Here is a 22,778-nt window from a genome sequence, read left to right as displayed (position 1 = left end):
CAGTTCAGGTCGTTTTGAGTGCCTCAGAACGACCTGAACTGCTACTTGGTTGGTTTGGTACTGCGGCCGACGATTGCGGTAATCAGCCGACCTTTCCGGACAGCGCCACCAACACGCCAGCGGCGGCAAAGAACTTGTTGCTGCCAAGGTCGCGAACCGTCTTGATTCCCAACTGGGCGAGCAATTCATTGTGTTTATCGGTAAGTCCGGCGAGTGCGGACGGCGGGGCGGCCAGGATTTCGTCCAAAGTCGCATTTTCGTAGGCTTTATCGAGTGCTTTGCCCAATTCAACAGAAACAGCCAACGCATTTCCTTTCGTTGATACGGAAAATAACGCAAACATGCCGTGCAGCCATGACAAATAACTAAGCAACCTTTGATTATTGCCGTCGCGTAAAACAATAAGTCGGGCCACTCACGATCAAGATAGCCCACAATGGCGCCAATTGGGACACCTTTTTGACGGCAAATCACTAAGCTTACTTACCACCGAGGGCAAGCCACCTCTACGCCGCCGGCGAATCCCGGCTGCGTCAGGAGCGTTAAGAACCCATCAAGATTGGCGGCACCCGCATTAAGGAATCGTAAGGAACGCCTTTTCGCCTCTTTGACGGGGGTTGACTGACATCAGCCCCGCAAACGGGGCACCGATGAAAGGACGTTCCAATGGCCGACGTGGCTGTTGTGGCGATTCTCGTGATGAGCATGGGGATCGTGATGTGGGTGGCCCGCCTCCTGGGCAAGATGATCGACGGCGCAGGCCGGGTGAGCGGCCAATGAACCCCGACGCCTGGATGTGGGCCGGTTTGTTCCTGGCCGGCCTGGCAATGATCGGGTATCTGTTGGCAGTGCTGCTCAACCCGGAAAAGTGGTGACGGCAGGTGGTTTTCAGCACCGCATCGTTCATCACTCAACTTTGTGTCCTGCTTCTTGCGCTCGTTCTTCTGCACAGGCCCTTGGGCGCCTATATGGAACGAGTCTTCACTGGCACAAAATCCTCAAAGCCTGAGCGCCTGTTTTATCGCCTGGCGGGGGTGGACGCCGGGACTGAACAGAGCTGGTCTGTGTATCTGCGCAGCGTTCTGGTCTTTTCAGCCGTTTCCATCCTCGCGATCTTCGCCCTGCAGCGGCTGCAGGGCGTGCTGCCGGGAAACAACGGACTCCCTGGCGTCGACCCCTGGATAGCCATGAACACGGCCATATCCTTCGTCACCAACACGAACTGGCAGACATACGTGCCGGAGGCCACTGTGGGCATTTTCGTCCAGATGTGCCTCTTGGCCGTCCAGAATTTCCTGTCAGCGGCGGTGGGGATTGTGGTTGCCGTTGCGTTGATCCGCGGCATTGTCCGAACCAAAACCGACCTTTTGGGCAATTTCTGGGTCGACGTCACCCGTACGGCGTTCCGGCTCCTCCTGCCCATCGCCGCAGTTGGCGCGATCCTGTTGGTGATGGGCGGCGTCGTACAGAATTTCTGGTCCACCGAGGTTGTCAACCAAGCCACCGGAGTTACCCAAGCGATACCTGGTGGACCGGTAGCTTCCCAGGAAGCCATCAAGGTCCTGGGCACCAACGGCGGCGGTTACTTCAACGCCAACTCAGCCCACCCTTTCGAGAATCCGAACGTATTTACCAGCCTGTTCCAGGTGTTCCTGATCCTGCTCATCCCCTCCGCCCTTCCGTATACGTACGGAAGGATGGTTGGAGACCGGCGCCAAGGATATACCGTGGCCGGGGTAATGGCCGCTCTTTGGCTGGCTTCCACTGCCTTGATGGCGTGGGCGGTGGCTGCGGGCCAAGGAACAGGGGCGACGGCGGCCGGCGGCGTGGGCGAAGGCTTCGAACAACGCCTCGGGCCCGCTGCGAGCTCCATTTTCGCGGCTTCCACCACCCTGACGTCCACCGGAGCCGTAAACGTGGCCCACGATTCCCTTCCACCACTGGCGGGCGGGATCGGCATGCTGAACATGATGCTCGGTGAAGTGGCCCCCGGCGGGACGGGCTCCGGGTTGTACGGCATGTTGGTTCTCGCCATCATCGCGGTGTTCATCGCAGGACTCATGGTCGGCCGGACGCCGGAGTTCGTGGGCAAGAAGATCGGTCCACGTGAAATGAAACTCGCCGCCCTGTACATCCTGGTCACACCAACCCTGGTGCTGGTGATGGCAGGCATTACGGTGCTGCTCCCGGATGTCATGGCCAACGCGCCGGCTACGGGGCCCCACCAATTCAGTGAAGTGTTGTACGCCTTCACCTCGGGCGCCAATAACAACGGCTCAGCATTTGGCGGCATCACCAGCTCCGGCCCCTATCTTTCCGTGATGCTCGGAATCGCCATGCTGTTGGGTCGTTTCCTTCCCATCGCCCTGATCCTGGCCTTGGCCGGTTCCTTGGCCCTGCAACGGAGAATCCCCGCATCCGCAGGAACTGTACCCACTCATGGAGGACTTTTTGGATCACTCCTCCTCAGCGTCACTGTGATCATGACAGCCCTCAGCTACTTCCCCGCCCTCGCTTTGGGCCCCCTCGCAGAAGGACTTATCAAATGACCCGGTCCAGTACGGCTGAAGCCGCGGACACGTCAGCCCTTACGTATGCTGACGGCAACCCTCTTGGAACTCCCGGAGCACACAAACACCACACCAAGGCCCCGGCGAAGCTGAATGCCGCCACCATCCGCGCGGCACTGCCTGTGGCTTTCAAGAAGCTGGACCCCCGGCAGATGGTCCACTCACCGGTCATGTTCGTGGTGCTGGTGGGGGCAGCTGCCTGCACCACGATTTGTGTGTTCAAGCCCGCAGTCTTTGGCATCGTGGTGACCGTCTGGCTTTGGCTGACCGTTCTGTTCGGTACATTGTCCGAGGCCATCGCAGAGGGCCGCGGAAAAGCCCAGGCTGACAGCCTGCGCGCCAGCCGCAAGGGCGTCCTTGCCCGACTGCGTTTGGGTGATGGCACCACCGAGGAAGTGCCGGGCACCGAACTGAAACTGAACGACGTCGTGATCTGCGAAGCAGGCGATGTCATCCCGTCCGACGGCGAAATCATCGAAGGCCTGGCCAGCGTGGATGAATCGACCATTACAGGCGAGTCGGCGCCGGTCATCCGGGAGTCCGGCGGCGACCGTTCCTCCGTCACTGGTGGCACCAAGGTCCTGTCGGACCGGATCCTGGTCCGGATCACGGCAGAGCCGGGAGCCACCTTCATCGATCGGATGATCAAGCTGGTTGAGGGAGCTGTCCGGCAGAAGACTCCGAACGAGATTGCCCTGCATGTGCTCCTTGTGTCGCTGACCATCGTTTTCCTGGTTGTCACCATGACCTTGGCACCCATCGCGTCCTTGGCAGGAGCCACGCCATCACCGATCGTCCTGGTTGCATTGCTGGTTTGCCTGATTCCCACCACCATTGGGGCCTTGGTCCCGGCCATCGGCATCGCAGGCATGGACCGCCTGGTCCAACACAACGTGTTGGCGACGTCGGGCCGGGCCGTGGAAACAGCCGGTGACATCACCACTTTGCTGCTCGATAAGACGGGCACCATCACTTACGGAAACAGGCGGGCGGTCAACTTCTTTCCTTCCAACGGCGTGGAACAGGAGGAACTCATCATCGCCGCGCGCTTGTCGTCCCTCGCGGACGAAACCCCCGAGGGACGCTCCATCGTGGAACTCTCCGACGAGAAGGGCGTCACCGGACCTGACCTGGAAGCCCTCAGCACCACATCCGGGGAATTTACCATCGTGGAGTTCACCGCAAGCACCCGCATGAGCGGCCTGGACCTGGACGGGCGCCAGATCCGCAAGGGGGCCGCGGCCGCCGTCGAACGCTTCGTCACCGAAGCCGGAGGGCACATGCCTGCGGAAGTCCAGCGGCGTGTGCAGGAGATTTCCGCGCAGGGCGGCACACCGCTTCTGGTTGCCGAACACATGCACGACGGCGGCGCCCGGGTTTTGGGAACCGTGCACCTTGCCGATGTGGTCAAGCCGGGAATGCACGCCCGCTTCGCTGAATTGCGCAAAATGGGCATCCGCACGGTAATGATCACCGGCGACAACCCCATCACCGCCAAGGCGATCGCAGCCGAGGCCGGCGTGGACGACTTCGTCGCGGAAGCCACGCCCGAGGACAAACTGGATGTCATTCGCCGCGAGCAGGGCGAAGGGCGGCTCGTTGCCATGACCGGCGATGGCACCAACGACGCCCCGGCCCTCGCCGCGGCCGACGTTGGCGTGGCGATGAATTCCGGAACGCCCGCCGCCAAGGAAGCGGCCAACATGGTGGACCTGGATTCCGATCCCACCAAGCTGATCAACATCGTGGGCATCGGCAAACAGTTGCTGATTACACGCGGGGCGCTGACCACTTTCTCGGTGGCCAATGACGTGGCAAAGTACTTCGCGATCGTCCCGGCACTCTTCACGGCTGCCTTCCCCGGGCTCGGCATGCTGAACATCATGGGCCTGGCGAGTCCATCCTCGGCCATCCTTTCGGCAGTGATCTTCAACGCCCTCATCATCCTGGTTTTGGTTCCGTTGGCGCTGCGCGGCGTGAAGTACAGGGCAGTGTCAGCCAACCAGGCTCTCGGCAGGAATCTATTTCTGTATGGCCTTGGTGGGCTCGTGGCCCCATTTCTTGGCATCAAGCTCATCGACCTGATCATTTCCGTCATCCCCGGCATCGGCTAGGACACCACAATGAACATCTACTTACGCCAGGCAGGCACCGCAGCACGTTTCCTTCTTCTCGCGACACTCGTGCTTGGGGTTCTGTACCCGTTGTCGATCTTCGGTGTTGGACAGCTTGTGGCGCCCTTCCAGGCAAACGGTTCCATCGCCAAGGACCCGGCAGGCAAACCGGCGGCTTCGGCCCTGATCTCCCAGGTTTCCGCGGACGACGCCGGGGCCCAGGACCCCGCTTGGTTCCACGCCAGGCCGTCCGCAGTCGGGTGGGACCCGTCGTCGTCGTCGGCCAGCAATCTTGGCCCCAACGATCCGAAACTGCTCGACGCCGTTGCAGCCAACCGCACAGCAGTCGCCAAGGCGGAGGGCACCAGTGAAGCCGATGTGCCCGCGGACGCCGTGACGGCCAGCGGATCGGGACTGGATCCGCACATCTCGCCTGAATACGCCAGAATCCAAGTAGCCCGGGTTGCTGCTGCGCATGGGTTGGGAGTGGACGCCGTTCAACGCATGGTGGATAAGCGAACCTCCAGTGGACTGGAAGCCTTCCTGGGCCAACCGTCAGTAAACGTAACCCTGCTGAACCTCGACGTCGCCGCGGGCGGCACCGATGATTAGGGACCGGTTCCGAGTGGAAGAATGACGGTATGGCGCGGGCAACACTGAGAATCTTCCTGGGGGCTGCTCCTGGTGTCGGCAAGACGTACGCCATGCTCGAGGAGGCCCACAGGTTGCTTGGCCGTGGGGAGGATGTGGTGGTGGCGTTCGCCATGGACCACGGCCGCGCCGACACCCGCGCATTGATGGACGGTCTGGAAGTCGTCCCGATGCGGAGTGTCGATTACCGTGGCACAACTTTCGAGGAAATGGACCTCGACGCGGTCCTTGCGCGGCGGCCACACACGGCAATCGTCGATGAGTACGCCCACACCAACATCCCGGGCAGCCGGAACCACAAGCGCTGGGAGGACATCGAAGAGCTGCTTGGGGCCGGCATCAATGTCCTCTCCACAGTCAATGTGCAACATCTGGCGTCCCTTGGCGACGTCGTCAATGCGATCACCGATGTGCACCAAGCGGAAACCGTCCCGGACGACATCGTGCGTCGCGCCGACCAGATCCACCTGGTGGACATCTCACCGGAACTGCTCCGGCAGCGGCTGGGTGACGGAAAGATCTACACCGCGGATAAGATCGACGCTGCGCTGTCCAACTACTTCCGCATGGGCAACCTGACGGCACTGCGCGAGCTGGCCTTGCTGTGGCTCGCCGACCGGGTTGACGAAGGCCTGGCCCGATACCGTGCTGAGAACCAGATCGAGGAAAGCTGGCCTGCAAGGGAGCGGATCGTCATCGGGCTGACGGGTGGCCCGGAAGGAGAAGTCCTGATCCGCCGGGCCGCCAGGATCCTCAAGCGTGTCAATGGTGGGGACCTCCTGGCCGTCCATGTCCGCGCGGCCGATGGCGTAGCTGCCGAGTCGCCGCAAGCGTTGGAAGCACAGCGCACCCTCATCCGGGACCTGGGCGGCAGCTACCACATTGTGGCTGGCGAAGACCCGGCCAAGGCCCTTCTTGACTTTGCCCGGAGTGTCAATGCAACCCAGATCGTGGTGGGGGTGTCGCGTCGGAAGGCCCTGGCCGGGAGACTCACCGGCGGCGTGGGGAACAAGGTGGTCAGGGACTCGGGAGACATCGATGTGCACATGGTCTCCCATCCCCTTGGCGGCAGGGGCAAGGAACCCTCCCGGCCACGCGACCTGGGCCGCGTGCGGGTATTCGTGGGCTTTGGCATGGCAGTTGTGGTGCCCGTCCTGCTTCAACTCCTGTTGGCTGCCAGCCCGTCGCACAACATAGCGACGGCAGTGCTCGTCCAACTGAGCGGTTCTGTTTGCGTTGCGCTGGTTGGCGGCCTGTGGCCTGCCCTGCTGGCTGCCTTGTGGAGCAGCGCCTTGGTGAACTACTTCTCGGTCCCACCCCTTGGCACCCTGACAATCAGCGATCCCCAGAACCTGCTGGCACTGTTGGTTTTCGCGGGCGTTTCATCCGCTGTTGCCGTTGTGGTGGACCTTTCAGCCAGGCGCTCGAAAGAGGCTGCCCGGGCCCGGTCGGAAGCAGCCACGCTGGGCGACCTCACTCGGGGAGCCACTGCAGCGGAAGACACCGTAGTGGGACTTCTGGAACAAGCTTTGGATGTCTTCCAGGTCCGCCAGGCAGCCCTCTATGAAACAGCTTCCGGCGATGGTTGGCGACTGGTGGCCGCAGCCGGCGAGGAAGCTCCGGATGAGAACGAGAACATCGAACAGATCGACGCCAGCACACGGCTGGTCCTGACCGGAAGGGTCCTACCGGCGAGCGACCGCCGCTTGCTCGGCGCTTTCGGATCGCACCTCTCGGCACAGTTGGAACGCCGGCAACTTGCAGCCAGCCGCCGCGAAGTCATGCGGTTGGCGGAAAGCAACACCATGCGCACTTCGATTCTTCGCGCTGTTTCCCACGATCTCCGCACCCCATTGGCCGGCATCAAGCTGGCTGTTGGTGGTTTGCGGCAACCTGGTGTGCACTACACGGAACAAGAAGAACAAGAGCTCCTGGCCACCATTGACGAATGCTCTGATCGGCTTGACGTGCTGGTGGGCAACCTTCTGGACATGTCCCGGATCACCTCGGACTCCGTTAACGCCCTGATCAAACCGACGCGTTGGTTTGACGTGATCCCGGCTGCACTTCATGGCGTTCCGGTGGGACGTGTCAGGGTGGACCTGCCACCCAATATGCCCGAGGTGGACGCGGATGCCGGAATGCTGGAACGGGTCATTGCCAACATCGTCGAGAATGCAGTGAAATACGCACCGAACTCCGACGTCGTGATTGTGGGAACTGCGGGTGGACTCAGCACCACCACGCTGGCCGGGCAGCCGGCCAGCGAGCTGCGGATCATCGACCACGGCCAGGGCGTACCCGCGGCCAGCGTCCTGCAAATGTTCCAGCCCTTCCAGCGCCTGAACGACGTACCGGCCGCCACGGGAGTGGGTTTGGGGCTCGCTGTGGCCAAGGGCTTCACCGAGGCAATGGGAGGCACCCTCACCGCGGAGGAAACCCCTGGCGGCGGACTGACCATGGTGATCCGGCTTCCGTTGTCTACCGGCGTGTATTCCTTGACCTCCCCGAAAGGCCCCCAGTGAATTGTCTGCGGAATGAATAACGTCCTGGTCGTGGACGACGACCCCCACATTGTCCGCGCCCTGGCCATCACCCTCAAAGGGCACGGCTACAGCGTCGCAACAGCCATGGATGGCGAATCGGCGCTCCACGCTGCCGCGCAACGGCCGGTCAGCGTGGTCATCCTTGACCTTGGTTTGCCGGATATCGACGGCACAACGGTCATCACGCGTCTCCGCGAATGGAGCACCGTGCCCATCCTGGTCCTGTCAGCCCGCCACGGCTCCAACGACAAGGTTGAGGCTTTGGACGCCGGAGCGGACGATTACATCACCAAGCCTTTTGGACTCGACGAGCTTCTTGCGCGCCTCCGGGCCATCCTGCGGCGAACCGAACCGGACCCCGGTACCACCGTTATCGAGACCGGCTCCTTCACCGTGGACCTCGCAAAAAAGCAGATCACCAAGGCCGGTCAGGACGTCCGGATGACGCCCACCGAGTGGAGCATCCTGGAGATCATGGTCCGGAATCCTGAGAAGCTGATCACCCAACAACAACTCCTCACCGAGGTGTGGGGCCCGGCGTACGCCAAGGAAGCCAACTACCTCCGCGTGTACATGGCGCAGCTCCGCCGGAAGCTCGAAGCAGAACCGGGCACGCCGCGCCACTTCATCACGGAACCGGGCATGGGCTACCGGTTCCTGCCGTAAACCAAAGCCGCCTGCCGCCGTCGTGCATTCAGTGAAGCACGACGGCGGCAGGCGGCTTAAACGCGGAACGGACCCTAGAGGTTCTCCACCAACGAGACGTCGCGGACGGCTCCCTTGTCCGCGGACAGCGCCATGGCCGCGTAAGCGCGCAGCGCGGGTGAGACGTGGCGTTCGCGGTCCTTCGGCTTGTAACCGCCGTTGGCCTCCAGCTTTTCGCGGCGTTCCGCGAGGATCTCATCGGATACCTGCAACTGGAGGGAGCGCTGCGTGATGTCGATGCTGATGATGTCGCCGTTCTCCACCAGGGCGATGGCCCCGCCGGAGGCAGCCTCCGGGGAGATGTGCCCGATCGACAGGCCCGAGGTGCCGCCGGAGAAACGTCCGTCCGTGATGAGGGCGCACTTCTTGCCCAGGCCGCGGCCCTTGAGGAAGCTGGTCGGGTAGAGCATTTCCTGCATGCCCGGACCGCCCCTGGGGCCTTCGTAGCGGATGACCACTACGTCGCCCTCCTTGATGGTCTTGTTCAGGATCTTCTCCACGGCCTCGTCCTGTGACTCGCACACCACTGCCGGACCTTCGAAGGTCCAGATGGACTCGTCCACGCCTGCGGTCTTCACCACAGCGCCGTCCACTGCCACGTTGCCGCGCAGCACGGCCAGACCGCCGTCCTTGGAGAAAGCGTGCTCCACGGAACGGATGCAGCCACCCTCTGCGTCAGTGTCCAGGGAGGTCCATTCGTTCGACTGCGAGAAGGCCGTGGAGGAGCGGACGCCACCGGGGGCAGCGTGCCAGAGGGCCTGCGCTTCCTCAGTGGCCTTCCCACCGCGGATGTCCCAGTCGTCCAGCCAGCCGTCCAGGTCCTCGGAGTGCACGGAGTGGACATTCTTGTGCAGGAGGCCGCCACGGTTCAGCTCACCGAGCAGGGCGGGGATGCCACCGGCGCGGTGCACGTCTTCCATGTAGTAGGTCTTGTCGCCGGCGACGTTGGGGGCCACCTTCGCCAGGCAGGGCACCACGCGGGACTTGGCGTCCATCTCGGCCAGGCCGTAATCCACGCCGGCCTCCTGGGCCGCGGCCAGAAGGTGCAGGATGGTGTTGGTGGAGCCGCCCATGGAGATGTCCAGGGCCATGGCGTTGTCGAAGGCCTCGGCGGTGGCGATGGAGCGCGGCAACACGGAATCGTCGTCGCCGTCGTAATAGCGCTTGACGAGGTCGACGACCGTGGCGCCGGCCTTCTCGTACAGCGCCTTGCGGGCGGTGTGGGTCGCGAGCACGGAGCCGTTGCCCGGAAGGGCAAGGCCGATTGCTTCGGCCAGGCAGTTCATGGAGTTGGCAGTGAACATACCGGAGCAGGAACCGCAGGTGGGGCAGGCGTTCTCTTCGATGAGGTTGATGTCTTCATCGGAGATGGACTCATCCACGGCGTCGGCAATCGCGTTCACCAGGTCCAGGGAGCGGACGGAACCGTCCGTGAGGGTCACGCGGCCGGCTTCCATGGGACCGCCGGAGACGAACACCACCGGGATGTTCAGGCGCAGCGCGGCCATGAGCATGCCCGGAGTGATCTTGTCGCAGTTGGAGATGCAGACCAGGGCGTCGGCGCAGTGCGCGTTGACCATGTACTCAACCGAGTCGGCGATCAGGTCGCGGGACGGCAGGGAGTAGAGCATGCCGGAGTGGCCCATGGCGATGCCGTCATCCACGGCGATGGTGTTGAATTCGCGCGGAACAGCACCGGCGGCGAGGATCGCGTCGGAGACAATCCGGCCCACGGGTGCGAGGTGGGTGTGGCCCGGAACGAATTCCGTGAAGGAGTTGGCCACGGCGATGATCGGCTTGCCGATGTCCGTGTTGGCGACGCCGGAGGCGCGCAGCAGTGCGCGGGCTCCGGCCATGTTGCGGCCGTGGGTGACTGTTCGTGAACGTAGTGCAGGCATGAGTACCATCCTGCGGTTCTTCTACGACGGGCGGAAGACGGTGTTGCTACTAGTAGTGAAAGTAACAGAGTAATAGTGTTGGAGCGTGAAAGATGAGAGGCGCAAGGAACTGGGGCTCTACCTCAGGACCCGCCGCACCCAGGCCCTCCGCTCCGACTATGGGCTGCCCCCGGTGGGCAGGTCCCGCGAGCGCGGGCTCCGGCGGGAAGAGATTGCGTTCCTCTCCGGAGTGAGCGTCACCTGGTACACCTGGCTTGAGCAGGGCCGGGACATCAGCCCCTCGCGGCAGGTCCTCGAGTCGATTGCCCGTGCCCTGCATCTGTCCGACACCGGCCTGGGCTATGTGCTGTCCTTGGGTGGATACTCATCGGCTCCGCCAAAGGGCCCGGTCGCCGCCGATGCGCCCGCACACGTGCAACGCCTCCTGGAGGCACTGGATCCGAATCCGGCCTACGCGTTGTCCCCGGATTGGGGAGTCGCCGGTTGGAACCGCGCCTACGAAGCGCTGTATCCCAACATCGGGACTTTCGACGCCGCCGACAGGAACCTCCTGTGGCTGGTGTTCACCGACCCATATGTCCGTGACCTGCTGCCCGATTGGGATATCACCAGCAAAAGGTTCCTCGCCGAGTTCAGGGCCGAAACGGGACAACGGCTCGGCGATCCGGATGTCGCGTACCAAGTGGAACGCCTTAAGGAAGCGAGCCGCGAGTTCCAGGAAAGCTGGGACCGGTACGACATCCTCGGTTTCCAGTCCCGGGAGCGGCTGTTCCACCACCCGGCGGTTGGAGTGCTGCAACTTGAACACCACCAGGTCTCGCCCTCGGACAGACCGGACTTGCACATCGTGGTGTACACACCCGCCCCGGGCAGTGACGCAGGTGAACAGATGGAGCGGCTGATGGGGACGGGCAAACCGGTCGGCTGAAGGGTCGCCCTATAAGGTCAACGCCGCTTCGTCCGGGGTGGCCAGCGTCAGGACGGCCTCCTCCACTGTCTCGTGGTCTTCCAACTCGCGCTCCAGCCGGCGCAGGACCACGGCTACTTCGTGTTCGGGGTGATCCCCCACCAGATCCACGGCCGCAACGAGATACAGCTTGCGTGGGCCCACGAATTCCAAGTGGAGGTACGTGAGCCGGGCAATGTCCGGATGGTCAAGCACCCGCCGGACCATGGAACGCTCAATGTCCGGGGTTACGCCCTGGCCCACCAGGAACCTCCGGTTGCGGTCGATCAGCACCACGGCGACGACGGCAAGCAGGATGCCCACTACGATCGAACCCACAGCGTCCGGCACGGGCGATCCGGTGACTTGATGCAGGAACACCCCGGCAAAAGCGACCACCAGGCCAACCAGGGCCGCAGCGTCCTCAGCGAAGACGGCCCGCAAGGTGGGGTCCGAGCTGATCAGGACCTGCTCCAACGTGTGCCGTTCCAGTTCCCTGGCCGCCTTCCGGGTCTGGCGGAACGCCTGGACAAAGGAGACGCCTTCGAGGACAAAGGCCATGGCCAAAACCACGTACGCCACCAGGAAGTCCGAGGCAGGCTCAGGCGTGATGAGCTCCTGTATGCCGTGCATGATGGACACCACAGCACCGGCCGTGAAGAGCCCGAAAGCGGCGAACATCGACCACACGTAGGCTTCCCGGCCGTAGCCCATAGGGTGGTCCTTGTCCCGCGGGCGCTGGGAGCGCCGTTCAGCCATGAACAAGAACACCTGGTTGCCGGTGTCCGCCCAGGAATGCGCTGCTTCTGCGGTCATCGAAGCAGAACCGGTGAGCGCCGCAGCCACCGACTTTGCTGCCGCAACCAAGGTGTTCGCCGCGAACGCGATGATGACTGTCAGCAGCGTGGAACCGGACTTTTGTCGCTTCTGGGATGCGGCCATGGGGATACCGTACCCAACTGCCGGGAAAACAAAAGCCGCCCGCCGCCGTCGTGCCTTCGGAAGTGCACGACGACGGCAGGCGGCTTGCGCGTTCAGCGTCAGGCGGTCAGGCGGTCAGGCGGGAATCTGGCTGGCCACGCGCGGCGCCTCCGCAGCCGGCAGTCCTTCGCCGGCCTGGCCGTACAGCCAGTCGTTGTACTGGAAGTCGTTGTCCTTGCGGCTCTTGAACAGCAGGTTTCGGAGCGTCCGCGCCAGCCCGGAAACATGCCAGGACTCACCCCATACGCGGGCCGTTCGCTGGACCCGGGCTGTGCGGGCGGCCCGGACCTTGTTGAATTCCGCAATGGCGCCGTCCCACGCGGACGGGTTGACGCCGTCGGCAGTGAAGACGGTGCCGGCGCTGACATCCTGCAGCACGGCGGCATCTTCGAGTGCCTGGCACGCGCCTTGGGCGAGGTACTGGAGCATCGGGTGGGCAGCATCGCCCATGAGGACCATGCGGCCGGCAACCCAGTTTTCGATAGGGTCGCGATCGTACATGGGCCAACGGATGCTGGTGCCGAGGTTCGCGAGGGCGGCCTGGACAGCGGGGACACAGTCATTGTAGGCAGCCTGGAGTTCGTCCACCCCGCCGTACTGCTCTTCGCCGCGCTCAAATGAAGGCGATTTGAAGACCGCCACAGTGTTCAGCAGTTCGCCTTTCCGGAGTGGGTACTGCACCAGGTGGCAATCCGGTCCGAGGTAGACCACCACGTCTTCTAGGTCGGTGGCGGGGGTCTCGGCGGTGATGGGAACCGTGCCGCGGTAGGCGACGTAGGCCGAGGAGACCGGCTCATCGCCGGCCACCAGGGGACGCAGCGTGGATTTCAGGCCGTCAGCGCCAATCACTACGTCAGCTTCATAATCGACACCGGCCGCAGTGTGAACGATGCCCCGTCCGTTCACAGTTTCCACGCTGTCCACCATGACGTCGTTGACCAGCTTCACGCCCGCCGCTTCACATCCTTCGAGGAGTACGCGGTGAAGGTCGCTGCGGTGAATGACCACATAGGGGGCGCCGTAGCGTTCCTCGAATTCCCCGCGCAGCGACTGGCGGGTCAGTTCTTCACCCGTGACGGCGTCGCGGAACACCAGGTGCTTTGGCTGGACTCCGATCTCCAGGGCCTTCTCCAGCAAACCCCAGCGCTTCAGGACACGGGAGGCGTTCGGGGCCATCTGCAGGCCGGCGCCAACCTCGCCGAACTCGGGGGCGCGCTCCACGAGCGTTACGTTGGCGCCATTCTCGCGGAGGGCCAGGGCGCCGGCCAGGCCGGCCATCCCTCCTCCCACAACCAGGACATCGGTGGACGGGGTGTACTCAGGCATTGTTTGCTCCTTGGGAGGTCTTTTTCTTGATTTTGAGTCCGACGGCGGCCAATAGGACCGCTGCGATGGCGGCGGCACCGGCGAACGCGAGGAAGTTTGAGTTGACGCCCAGCCCGGCGGCGAGCAGGAGCCCACCAACCTGCGGCGCCACGACGGCACCTATGCGGCCCGTGCCCAGCGCCCAGCCGAGCGCGGTTCCCCGCAGATGGTCCGGATAGTGGCTCGCGACCGCCGCGATGATGAGGCACTGCGTGCCATGGGTCCCGACGCCGGCCAGCACCAGCGCGAGGTACACCACCGCCACGGGCGGGCTGGCCAGGAGGGCGGCAAGCCCGACGGCGGCGACGGCGGCGGCCGCTATCGCCGTCGGAATCGGACCGAAACGGGTGCCCGCCCAGGCCGTGATGACCGAGCCGGCCACGGCGCCCAGGTTCAGGGCCAAGGCGAAGGTCAGGGCCGATCCGAGGTTGTATCCGGCCAACTGCATCAGGTTAGGCAGCCAGGTGCCCAGCCCGTACCAGGCGAACAGGGTTGCGATGGTGGCCAAGGCGAAGAGCACGCTGACACCGAGGTAAGGCGCACGGAGCAGGGAACCGAACCCTGCCTTCTTGTTGGCGTCAGTGCTTGCGCCCTTCCCCGGTGCCAGTGTCTCCGGGATGAACTTGAGCCCCAGCGGTACCACGATCACCAAGGCCAGTGCTGCCACGAGGAACATGGCTTGCCAGCCGAAAGCGGGAATCAACGGGATGCCCACCAGTGCTGCGATGGAGCCACCGATCGGCACCCCGGACATCATGAGCGTGGCGATGGTGGACCGCCATTTGGTGGGGACCAACTCGGCCACCAGCGCGTTGGCGGAGGGGACAAGCCCGCCTAGTCCTATGCCGGCGAGGAGGCGAAGAATGCCGAAAACGGCCGCGTTGGGGGCAAGGGCACACAGGATGGTGAAGACCGAGAAGACAATCGCACAACCGATGATGGTTTTTCGTCTGCCCCACGAGTCGGCCATTCTTCCGGCGAAGATGGCGCCGATCATCATGCCGAGGAATGCCATGGAACCGATGGTCCCGGCGGTCGCCTTGGTCAGCCCCCAGCCTGTTTCGGAAATCAGGGAGGACTGGACTGTGCCGTAAACAATGAGGTCGTAGCCGTCGAAGACCACCAGCAGCCAGCAAACAAGGACGGCCAGCGCTGAGCCTTTGGAAAAGCGTGGCGCTGCGCCGGGAGCTTCAACGGTGGCGGCTCCGGAGGTTGGCCCATGCGACGCTGCAGCGGGAAGTGTGTGATTCATCCCACCACTGTCCTGCCGCCCACAGAATCTGCACCATACAATTCTGTTGTGCAGAATAATCCACCCAGATCCTCCACTCGGAAGCCTTTGCAGAAAAGGCCCACCTATTCCATCGAGGCAGTGGACAACGCCCTGCAGCTCCTCCAGCTGCTCCGCGATGGTGGCGCCCTCAGGCTCAAGGACGCCGCGGCCGAGTTGGGCGTTGCCCCGTCCACCGCCCACCGGCTGCTTGCCATGCTGGTTTACCGCGGGTTCGCGGTCCAGGATGAAAACCGGCGGTACGTCCCGGGGCCAGCGATGGGCGTGGGCCCCGCTGGGCTGGGCTGGACCAGGCCTTTGCGGGACCTGGCACTGCCGCACATGGAACTCCTCTCGGCACGGCTGGACGAAACGGTCAACCTGATGGTTCGGGTAGGCACCAAGGTCCGCTTCCTCGCAACGGTTGAGGGCAGCAACGTCCTGCGCATTGGTGACCGCCAAGGCACGGTCATGCCTGCAGACAAAACGTCCGGCGGCAAAGTCATGCTGGCCGAACTGGAGCCGCCCATGATCGACCAGCTGTTCCGCAGCCAGAACGCCGGAATTGGCGGCGACACCATTCCGGACGAGAGCTACCCTGCCTTCATCCGGGAACTCGAGACGATCCGCAGCAACGGTTTCGCCGCTAATTTCGAGGGAACCGAAGAAGGCGTGAGCGCGCTCGGCATGGCCCTCCACAACCGGCACGGCCAGGTGGTCGGGGCACTGAGCGTCGCCACTCCTGCCACCCGGTTCCGCAAAGTGTACGACGCCGGTTTGGTCGCCGCCCTGCGTGAGACATGCCGGCAACTCGAAATCGACATCGCCGCCAACCCTGCGGACGAGGACTAGGCAGAGCACGGCCTCCACCCCGCGTTGCGAGGCCCACTCTGCGCGAAAAGAACCCGGCGAAGGGCGCAGAGTAGGCCCCACAACGCAGGAACTAGTTCTGTACAGCAGAATTTTCTCGAACCCCAGGTACCACCGTCCGTAGGGTCGAACTACGCCAAGAACTGTTCGGACCTATCGAGGAGGCCTACGTGTCCATCAGCGCCGAGAACACGACCCACGAATCCGTGGCCGCCAGTCACGCCCTGCCGGAGCCCACTCCGGAAGAGGCTGCCCAGTTGGAGCAGTTGTATAAGGACTTCGCTGCGGGAAACATGGTTCCGCTCTGGACCGAGATCGGTGACCTGATGCCCATGGTCCCCACGCCGAAGGCTGTGCCGCATGTATGGCGCTGGGATGACCTGTACCCGCTGGCCGCCCGGGCCGGCGACCTGGTTCCGGTGGGCCGGGGTGGCGAGCGGCGGGCCATAGCCCTCGCGAACCCCGGCCTCGCTGGTACCCCGTATGCGACCCCCACGTTGTGGGCCGCCATCCAGTACCTGGGCCCGCACGAGGTAGCCCCTGAACACCGGCACTCCCAGAACGCGTTCCGTTTCGTGGTGGAGGGCGAGGGCGTCTGGACTGTGGTGAACGGGGATCCCGTGGCGATGCGCCGCGGTGATTTCCTGCTCACACCGGGCTGGAACTTCCACGGCCACCACAACGACACGGACCAGCCGATGGCCTGGATCGACGGTTTGGACATTCCGTTCGTGCACTACGCCGACGCCGGGTTCTTCGAGTTCGGCACCGAACGCGTCACCGATGAAGCAACCCCGGACATCTCCCGCTCGGAAAGGCTTTGGGCCCACCCCGGCCTCCGGCCCCTGTCCGGATTGCAGGACACCACCAACTCCCCCATCGCGGCATACCGGTGGGAACACACCGACGCGGCCCTCCGTGAGCAGCTCCTCCTCGAGGACGAGGGCCATCCGGCCACCGTGTCCCAGGGCCATGCCGCGATCCGGTACTCGAACCCCACCACCGGCGGGGATGTCATGCCAACCATCCGGGCCGAGTTCCACCGCCTCCGCGCCGGCGCCTCCACCGAACCGCTCCGCGAGGTCGGCTCCAGTGTCTGGCAGGTCTTCGAAGGCACCGGCACCGCCATCCTCAACGGTGAAACCAAGGCCCTGGCCAAGGGCGACCTGTTCGTGGTCCCGTCCTGGCAGGAATGGTCCCTGACGGCGGACGCCGATCAGCCCGGCTTCGACCTGTTCCGCTTCAGCGACGCCCCCATCTTCGAACGACTGAACTTCAACCGCAGCTACACCGAAGGACGCAAGTAAATGAGACTGCTCACCCTCCGCACCGAAACCGCCGTCGGCAAAGGCACCGTGGCCGTCCGCCAGGACGGCGACACCCTTACGGAGATCCCCGGCTTCGCCGACGTCGGGGCACTCCTGGCCGATCCCGCCTGGGAAGCCACGGCGAAGGCAGCCAACGGCGCAACGCACGGGCTCGACGGCGCCGATCTGGCCGCCGTCGTGCCCTCACCCGGGAAGATCATCTGCGTGGGCCACAACTACCGGAACCACATCAAGGAAATGGGCCGGGACATCCCCGAACACCCCACCCTGTTCGCGAAATACACAGAATCGCTGATCGGCCCGAACGACGACCTCGCCCTGCCGCAGGAATCGGACACTGTCGACTGGGAAGTCGAACTCGCCGTCATCATCGGCAAGAAGGGCCGCCGCATCCCCGAAGCGCAGGCAGCGGAGCACATCGCCGGGTACGCGGTCCTGAACGACGTCAGCATGCGCGACTACCAGTTCCGCACCATCCAGTGGCTCCAGGGCAAGACCTGGGAGAACTCCACCCCGTTCGGGCCCGCCCTGGTCACCAAGGACGAGTTCAGCGCCGGGCCGCTCATGACCTCGGCGGTGGACGGCGAAATCCAGCAGTCCACCCCCACCGGCGACCTGGTCTTCACCCCCGAATTCCTGGTCTCCTACATCTCCACCATCATCACCCTGAACCCCGGTGACGTGATCGCCACCGGCACCCCCGGCGGCGTCGGCCACGCCCAGGACCCCAAGCGGTACCTGCAGGAAGGCCAGCTCCTGGTCACCACCATCGAGGGCCTGGGCCAGCTGAACAACCGCGTGGTCAAGGAAGCCTGATGGTGGCCCGCCACGACCTCGCCACCGACCCGCGCCTGCAGGAAGAACTCCTGCAGGCGCGGCGGGGCACCGCGTTCTTCGCCCGGAAGCTCAACGAACTCAGCGACGCAGAGCTCGACGGCGGCACGCGCCTGCCGGCCTGGACCCGCCGGCACGTGGTGGCCCATGTGGGATACAACGCCCGCGCGATCGCACGGTTGGTGGAGTGGGCGGCCACCGGCATCGACACCCCCATGTATTCCTCGCCTGAGGCACGGAACCGGGAAATCGACTTCGGTGCCACACTGTCCCCCATCGCGTTGCGCAACCTGTTCGACCATTCCGCTGTGCACTTGTCCGTCGAATGGCGCGACCTCCCGGACACGCACTGGACCCACGAGGTCCGCACCGCCCAAGGACGCATCGTGCCCGCCTCTGAAACCGTGTGGATGCGGACCCGCGAAGTGTGGATGCACGCCGTGGACCTCGACAACGGTGCCACGTTCGACGACATCCCCACCCCCGTCCTGCAACGACTGCTCAAAGACATCACCGGCGCCTGGAAAACCCGCGGCACCGACGCCGGACTCCTCGTCACGGTGAACGAAAGCGGCCAGGCGTTCGGCGACACCAGCGCCACGGACCCGACGATCATCACCGGGCCGCTACCCGCCGTCGTCGAATGGGCCGCCGGACGCAGCAGGGACGGCACGAAGCCCGCGCCACCCCCCTGGATCTGAGAGTTTTGAACACGTACTGTACAAAAACCCGATAATTCAGCGCACTATGGGGAGATGAACGCCACCAGCCCGAACGGCCCGGTGGAGGGAGGCTCCCAAGGCATGGTGCCCCGCCTGCACCCGTGGAGCCGCTATGCGGCTTTGGGGGACTCGTTCACTGAGGGAGTGGGAGATCCGGAGCCGCGCAGCCCGGGGGGCATGCGGGGCTGGGCGGACAGGGTAGCGGAGGAGCTCAGCAACGGACACCCGGACTTTGCCTACGCGAACCTGGCAGTCAGCGGAAAGCTGCTCCACCAGATCCTGGACGAACAGCTGGGACCGGCGCTGGAACTCCGACCAGACCTGGTAACCCTCAACGCAGGCGGCAACGACCTGCTCTTCCACCGGACAGACCCCGATTCCTTGGCCCTTGAGCTGGACGCGGGGGTGGAAGCGCTGGCCGCTACGGGAGCGTCCATCCTGCTGTTCACGGGTCCGGACTGGGGCGCCACGCCCGTGCTGGGGCGCACCCGCGGGAAGGTGGCCATCTTCAACGAAAACATCCGCCTTGTCGCAGCCAGGCATGATGCCGTGATCGCAGACCTGTGGGCACTCCGCCAACTCACCCATCCTCAAATGTGGGACCCGGACCGCCTGCATTTCTCCCCGCTGGGCCAGCACACCATTGCCATCATGGTCCTGGATGCCCTCAACGTCCCGCACTCCCTGGAACCCCTGGCGCCGAGGCCCCTCCCGGAACGCAGTTGGCGCGAAGCGCGGGCGGACGACGCCGTCTGGGCGCGGGAATACTTGGTTCCCTGGGTGCTGCGCCGCCTCAGGCAAAGGAATCCCGCCCAAGGCCGACACCCCAAGCGGCCCCAACCCGGTCCGGTTTTCGGCGCTGCCATGCCGCCGGGGTCCTACGTGGGCACCGATCCCCGTAACCTCACCGCGCGGGAGGACCGCCCGTAAACGTGGGCGGGAAACCCCGGGTATGCATTCCATCACCCTTTGCCGCGCCTGTGGTGGCTTCGACAGGATCAACGCTAAAATTTCACTTGCCGCATGTACAAGCTCTTCGGCATCAACCGCGCTCTTTCCTCGGAGCGCCATACCGTGAGTGGGGGAAAACGACCAGTCATGACGACAGGCAGTACCCCCAGCCCCCAACCCGGATCTTCATCGGTGACGAACGTTCCTCCCGTCAGCCACACCCTTCCAGCCAAGCCGTCCGCGGCAACTGGGAAGCCCGTGGCATACCCTGCCATCTGGCAGGGGTTCCTTGGTTCGCTCTTCATGTTCGCCGGGTCGATCGGTATTGGGTGGATCGCCAACGGTTCCCCCATGATCCGGCACCCCATAGTCATTGCCCTCCGCACGGAGGGCTGGGGCGTCACCACCTCGGCCGTGCTGCTGACCGTGGGTGCCATGCTGTTGGTCCGTTCCTGGCTCAGGCTCGGTCAACGGATGGGTACGTGGGAGGGGAACTCCCTGCGGCCCATTGTTTGGGCCATCGCTGCCTGGTCCCTGCCATTGCTCTTTGCCGTGCCCGTCTACTCACGCGACGTCTACGCCTATATAGGCCAGGGCCGGTTGATGATGGAGGGCCAAAATCCCTACACAGTAGGCATCTCAACTCTCAGCAACTGGTTCTCCCTCGGCGCCGATCCAGCCTGGGCTGAAGCCAGGACACCCTATGGGCCCTATTTCCTGTGGATGGAGCACGCGGTTGTGGCCATCACCGGCGCCCAACCGGATGTGTCCGTCCTGCTGTTCAGGCTGCTGGCTGCTGGCGGTGTGCTGCTCTGCGTGCTGTATGTGCCGAAACTTGCCGAATTGCACGGCATCAACGGTGCCCGGGCGCTGTGGATTGCGGTGGCCAACCCGCTGTTCCTGATCAGCTTCGTGGCCAGCGCCCACAACGACGCCATCATGGTTGGCCTGGCTGTTGCAGGAACATACTTCGCCGCCACCAAACGGCCGCTGATCGGCATCCTCCTGGTTACGGCGTCCATTGGCATCAAGCCGATCACCGTGCTCCTGCTCCCGTTCATCGGACTGATGTGGGCCGGCGCCGGGGCATCATGGCCACGGAAATTCGGGATTTGGGCGGCCACAGCCGGGATCAGTTTCGGCGTGCTGTTCATCAGCGGAATCCCCCACGGCCTCGGCATGGGATGGGTGTGGGCCATCACCGATCCCACGCCCGGCTTCACCGGCTACTCGCCGTCGGGGTTCCTTGGCCAGCAAATCGAGTTCCTTGGAAACGCCCTGGGGCTCCCGGGCAACGCCATGGCCGACATCCTGCGCTCCGTCATGAAATGGGGCGGCGTGGGGCTGGTCCTGCTGCTGATGTTCCGTGGAGACCACTCCAGGGTGGTGCGGCGCATGGCCCTTGCGTTCGCGGCTTTGGTGTTGCTGTCCCCCATCATCCAGCCCTGGTACATCCTCTGGTTCGTACCGTTCCTTGCCGTGACCGGAATCAGGGACGACTGGCAGATGCGCAGTCTCTACGTCGGGGTGACCTTCTTTGTGGTCTTCGGAGCGCAAGACCAGCTGTCCGTGTGGTCCTTCGTGGAGGTCTCAGTAGACCTTTCCTCGCTGGCCTTCGCGATCGCGCTGCTCTTTGCCTTCTACCTGGTGTTCCTGGACATCCATACGCGCAGGCTCCTGGTCCAAGGCAGGTTATCGCGCTGGGTCGGCCAGAACGACCGGCGGCTGCTCCACCGGCCCCCCACCATCCGCTAAAGCGTTACCTGCCGGACCTGGCTCCGCCGCCCCAGTTCCACAGTCCGCTGAACCGACCACCACAACAGCACTACCAGCAGCACGTTCCTGATGGTGAGGACCGCGGCCATGACCGGGTGGGCGTGAATAAGCGGCGTGTAGAACAGCGGATAGATCACAAACGTCGTCATGGCGATGGCCATCAGCAACGCGGCAGGCACCTTCCAACGGTTCCAGTCGTGCGTCAGGCCGGCCACGATCACCGGCGCCAGCCAGATGATGAACTGCGGCGAGCCCACCTTATTGAAAACGATGAACGCGGTGGTCATCATCAGCGCACCTTCGAGGAACAGCTCCTCGCGCTCGGCACCGCGTTTGAGGGCGCGGATCAGGAGGATCGCCCCGGCGACCGCGGCGACAATCAGCAGCGGCTGCATCAGGAAAGCGGCTGCGTCGGCCCCGGGCCCGTAGACCTCGGTGGAGTTGATGGCCGTGTTGTCCGCCATTTTGGAGCCGGCGATGTTGAAGACACTGAGCCATACCCAGGGCGTGGAGAAGGTGGCTTCCAACTGCATGCCGCGCTCACCCTGGTTGATCAGGAAGTCCAGGATGTGCCTGAAGCCGCCGGTCAGGTAGGTCCCTAAACCCACGACGGCGGTGACACCCACTCCCGCTGCGACCATCTGCAGCCGCGAGCGGCTGGCAATGATCATCGGAGCAAGCACCGCGGCGGGCCAGACTTTGATCCACGTCGCGACACTGAGCAGCACCGCCGCGACTACCGGCCTCTGCGCAGCGCACAGCAACGCGATGAGCACGATCGGGGCCGTGATGCCCTCAACACGGGCAAAGCTGAGGTAGCCCATGAAGACGGTGAAGAACAGCCACCACCATGCAGGCGCAATTCCGCTGACCTTACGTGGACCGCGAGTCAGGTACCAGAGCCCCAGCGCGTTGAGCGCCGTGATGATCAGGAACCACATCAGCAGGTACAGGTCCGGCCCGGCTATACCGGCAAGGAAAATGGGAATCTGCGCCAGCACCGGGTACACCCAGGGGCTGATCTTTCCCGGGTTCGCCGGGTTGTAGCCCTCCAGCGACCATTGCCGGTACTGCTCGGTATCGCTGAACGTGTCGCCGTTGAGGAAGAAGGACGCCATCCAGCACAAGAAGAAGAAATGCACGACGGCGAAGCCCCACCACACGCTGCCGGGCCGAGCGAACCAGGCTACGACGGCGGGCGGCAGGACACGGCTGCGGACACGGACCAGCCGGTCGAAGAACGTGGCAGAA

General features: G+C 64.1%; 19 protein-coding genes. 13 read left to right on the top strand and 6 right to left on the bottom strand.

The genetic code is table 11. The features are described from left to right. Window positions 1-82 precede the first annotated feature (82 nt). On the bottom strand, window positions 83-415 hold the full coding sequence (locus J2Y68_RS18935; protein WP_309995714.1) for a hypothetical protein: 333 nt from the start codon (window positions 413-415) through the stop codon (window positions 83-85). 361 nt (window positions 416-776) lie between these two features. Between J2Y68_RS18935 and J2Y68_RS18930 the strand changes: the two genes are divergently transcribed. The 6 genes from J2Y68_RS18930 to J2Y68_RS18905 are packed head-to-tail and all read left to right on the top strand — an operon-like array spanning window position 777 to window position 8,547. Continuing rightward, window positions 777-875 (top strand): potassium-transporting ATPase subunit F, encoded by a 99-nt coding sequence (locus J2Y68_RS18930; RefSeq protein ID WP_309995711.1) that lies wholly within the window; start codon window positions 777-779, stop codon window positions 873-875. Between the two features lie 6 nt (window positions 876-881). Beyond that, window positions 882-2,549 carry a potassium-transporting ATPase subunit KdpA gene (kdpA, locus tag J2Y68_RS18925; protein ID WP_309995708.1) on the top strand — a complete coding sequence of 556 codons (1,668 nt, stop codon included), beginning with the start codon at window positions 882-884 and terminating at the stop codon, window positions 2,547-2,549. Further along, window positions 2,546-4,684: a potassium-transporting ATPase subunit KdpB gene (gene kdpB / locus J2Y68_RS18920; RefSeq protein WP_309995706.1), complete on the top strand. Its 2,139-nt coding sequence runs from the start codon at window positions 2,546-2,548 to the stop codon at window positions 4,682-4,684. The genes kdpA and kdpB overlap by 4 nt, the downstream gene beginning before the upstream one ends. 9 nt (window positions 4,685-4,693) lie before the next feature. Continuing rightward, window positions 4,694-5,296, top strand: a complete 603-nt coding sequence (gene kdpC, locus J2Y68_RS18915) for a K(+)-transporting ATPase subunit C (protein WP_309995705.1) — start codon at window positions 4,694-4,696, stop codon at window positions 5,294-5,296. Window positions 5,297-5,325: 29 nt separating this feature from the next. Beyond that, window positions 5,326-7,860 (top strand): DUF4118 domain-containing protein, encoded by a 2,535-nt coding sequence (locus tag J2Y68_RS18910; protein WP_309995704.1) that lies wholly within the window; start codon window positions 5,326-5,328, stop codon window positions 7,858-7,860. Window positions 7,861-7,872: 12 nt separating this feature from the next. Continuing rightward, window positions 7,873-8,547 (top strand): response regulator, encoded by a 675-nt coding sequence (locus J2Y68_RS18905; RefSeq protein ID WP_309995702.1) that lies wholly within the window; start codon window positions 7,873-7,875, stop codon window positions 8,545-8,547. A 74-nt stretch (window positions 8,548-8,621) separates the two neighbouring features. Here the strand turns inward: J2Y68_RS18905 and ilvD are convergent, their stop codons facing one another. Beyond that, entirely contained in the window at window positions 8,622-10,484 is a 1,863-nt protein-coding gene (ilvD, locus tag J2Y68_RS18900; RefSeq protein WP_309995699.1) for a dihydroxy-acid dehydratase, read from the bottom strand. Between the two features lie 85 nt (window positions 10,485-10,569). Between ilvD and J2Y68_RS18895 the strand changes: the two genes are divergently transcribed. Then, window positions 10,570-11,412: a helix-turn-helix transcriptional regulator gene (locus J2Y68_RS18895; RefSeq protein ID WP_309995696.1), complete on the top strand. Its 843-nt coding sequence runs from the start codon at window positions 10,570-10,572 to the stop codon at window positions 11,410-11,412. 9 nt (window positions 11,413-11,421) lie between these two features. Here J2Y68_RS18895 and J2Y68_RS18890 read toward each other — a convergent pair whose 3' ends face one another. From J2Y68_RS18890 to J2Y68_RS18880, 3 genes are all read right to left on the bottom strand, one after another. Beyond that, entirely contained in the window at window positions 11,422-12,372 is a 951-nt protein-coding gene (locus J2Y68_RS18890; RefSeq protein ID WP_309995693.1) for a cation diffusion facilitator family transporter, read from the bottom strand. 114 nt (window positions 12,373-12,486) lie between these two features. Continuing rightward, window positions 12,487-13,737, bottom strand: coding sequence for an FAD-dependent oxidoreductase (locus J2Y68_RS18885; protein ID WP_309995691.1), 1,251 nt, complete (start codon window positions 13,735-13,737; stop codon window positions 12,487-12,489). Beyond that, window positions 13,730-15,028 (bottom strand): MFS transporter, encoded by a 1,299-nt coding sequence (locus tag J2Y68_RS18880; RefSeq protein WP_309995688.1) that lies wholly within the window; start codon window positions 15,026-15,028, stop codon window positions 13,730-13,732. Before J2Y68_RS18880 ends, J2Y68_RS18885 begins: the two co-directional genes overlap by 8 nt. Before the next feature lie 48 nt (window positions 15,029-15,076). Here J2Y68_RS18880 and J2Y68_RS18875 point away from each other — a divergent pair, with 48 nt between their 5' ends. The 6 genes from J2Y68_RS18875 to mptB all read left to right on the top strand — a co-directional run bounded on the left by J2Y68_RS18875 (window position 15,077) and on the right by mptB (window position 21,506). After that, complete coding sequence (locus tag J2Y68_RS18875) at window positions 15,077-15,898, top strand: IclR family transcriptional regulator (RefSeq protein ID WP_309995686.1); 822 nt, start codon at window positions 15,077-15,079, stop codon at window positions 15,896-15,898. A gap of 188 nt (window positions 15,899-16,086) precedes the next feature. Next, a complete protein-coding gene (locus tag J2Y68_RS18870; protein ID WP_309995682.1) occupies window positions 16,087-17,223 on the top strand; it encodes a cupin domain-containing protein in 1,137 nt (378 codons plus the stop codon). Then, window positions 17,224-18,060 carry a fumarylacetoacetate hydrolase family protein gene (locus J2Y68_RS18865; protein ID WP_309995679.1) on the top strand — a complete coding sequence of 279 codons (837 nt, stop codon included), beginning with the start codon at window positions 17,224-17,226 and terminating at the stop codon, window positions 18,058-18,060. Further along, complete coding sequence (locus J2Y68_RS18860; RefSeq protein ID WP_309995677.1) at window positions 18,060-18,779, top strand: maleylpyruvate isomerase family mycothiol-dependent enzyme; 720 nt, start codon at window positions 18,060-18,062, stop codon at window positions 18,777-18,779. The genes J2Y68_RS18865 and J2Y68_RS18860 overlap by 1 nt, the downstream gene beginning before the upstream one ends. 54 nt (window positions 18,780-18,833) lie before the next feature. Further along, a complete protein-coding gene (locus tag J2Y68_RS18855; RefSeq protein WP_397335370.1) occupies window positions 18,834-19,730 on the top strand; it encodes an SGNH/GDSL hydrolase family protein in 897 nt (298 codons plus the stop codon). Window positions 19,731-19,898: 168 nt separating this feature from the next. After that, the gene (gene mptB / locus J2Y68_RS18850; protein ID WP_309995674.1) at window positions 19,899-21,506 is read left to right on the top strand and encodes a polyprenol phosphomannose-dependent alpha 1,6 mannosyltransferase MptB; all 1,608 of its coding nucleotides are present in this window, start codon (window positions 19,899-19,901) and stop codon (window positions 21,504-21,506) included. Here mptB and J2Y68_RS18845 read toward each other — a convergent pair. Beyond that, on the bottom strand, window positions 21,503-22,645 hold the full coding sequence (locus J2Y68_RS18845; protein ID WP_309995671.1) for a glycosyltransferase 87 family protein: 1,143 nt from the start codon (window positions 22,643-22,645) through the stop codon (window positions 21,503-21,505). The genes mptB and J2Y68_RS18845 overlap by 4 nt on opposite strands. Window positions 22,646-22,778 lie beyond the last annotated feature (133 nt).

The organism is Paenarthrobacter nitroguajacolicus, assembly GCF_031455195.1.
Lineage (GTDB): Bacteria > Actinomycetota > Actinomycetes > Actinomycetales > Micrococcaceae > Arthrobacter > Arthrobacter nitroguajacolicus_D.
Note: the sequence above shows the minus strand (reverse complement) of the source record. Positions and strands in the feature narration are given on the sequence as shown.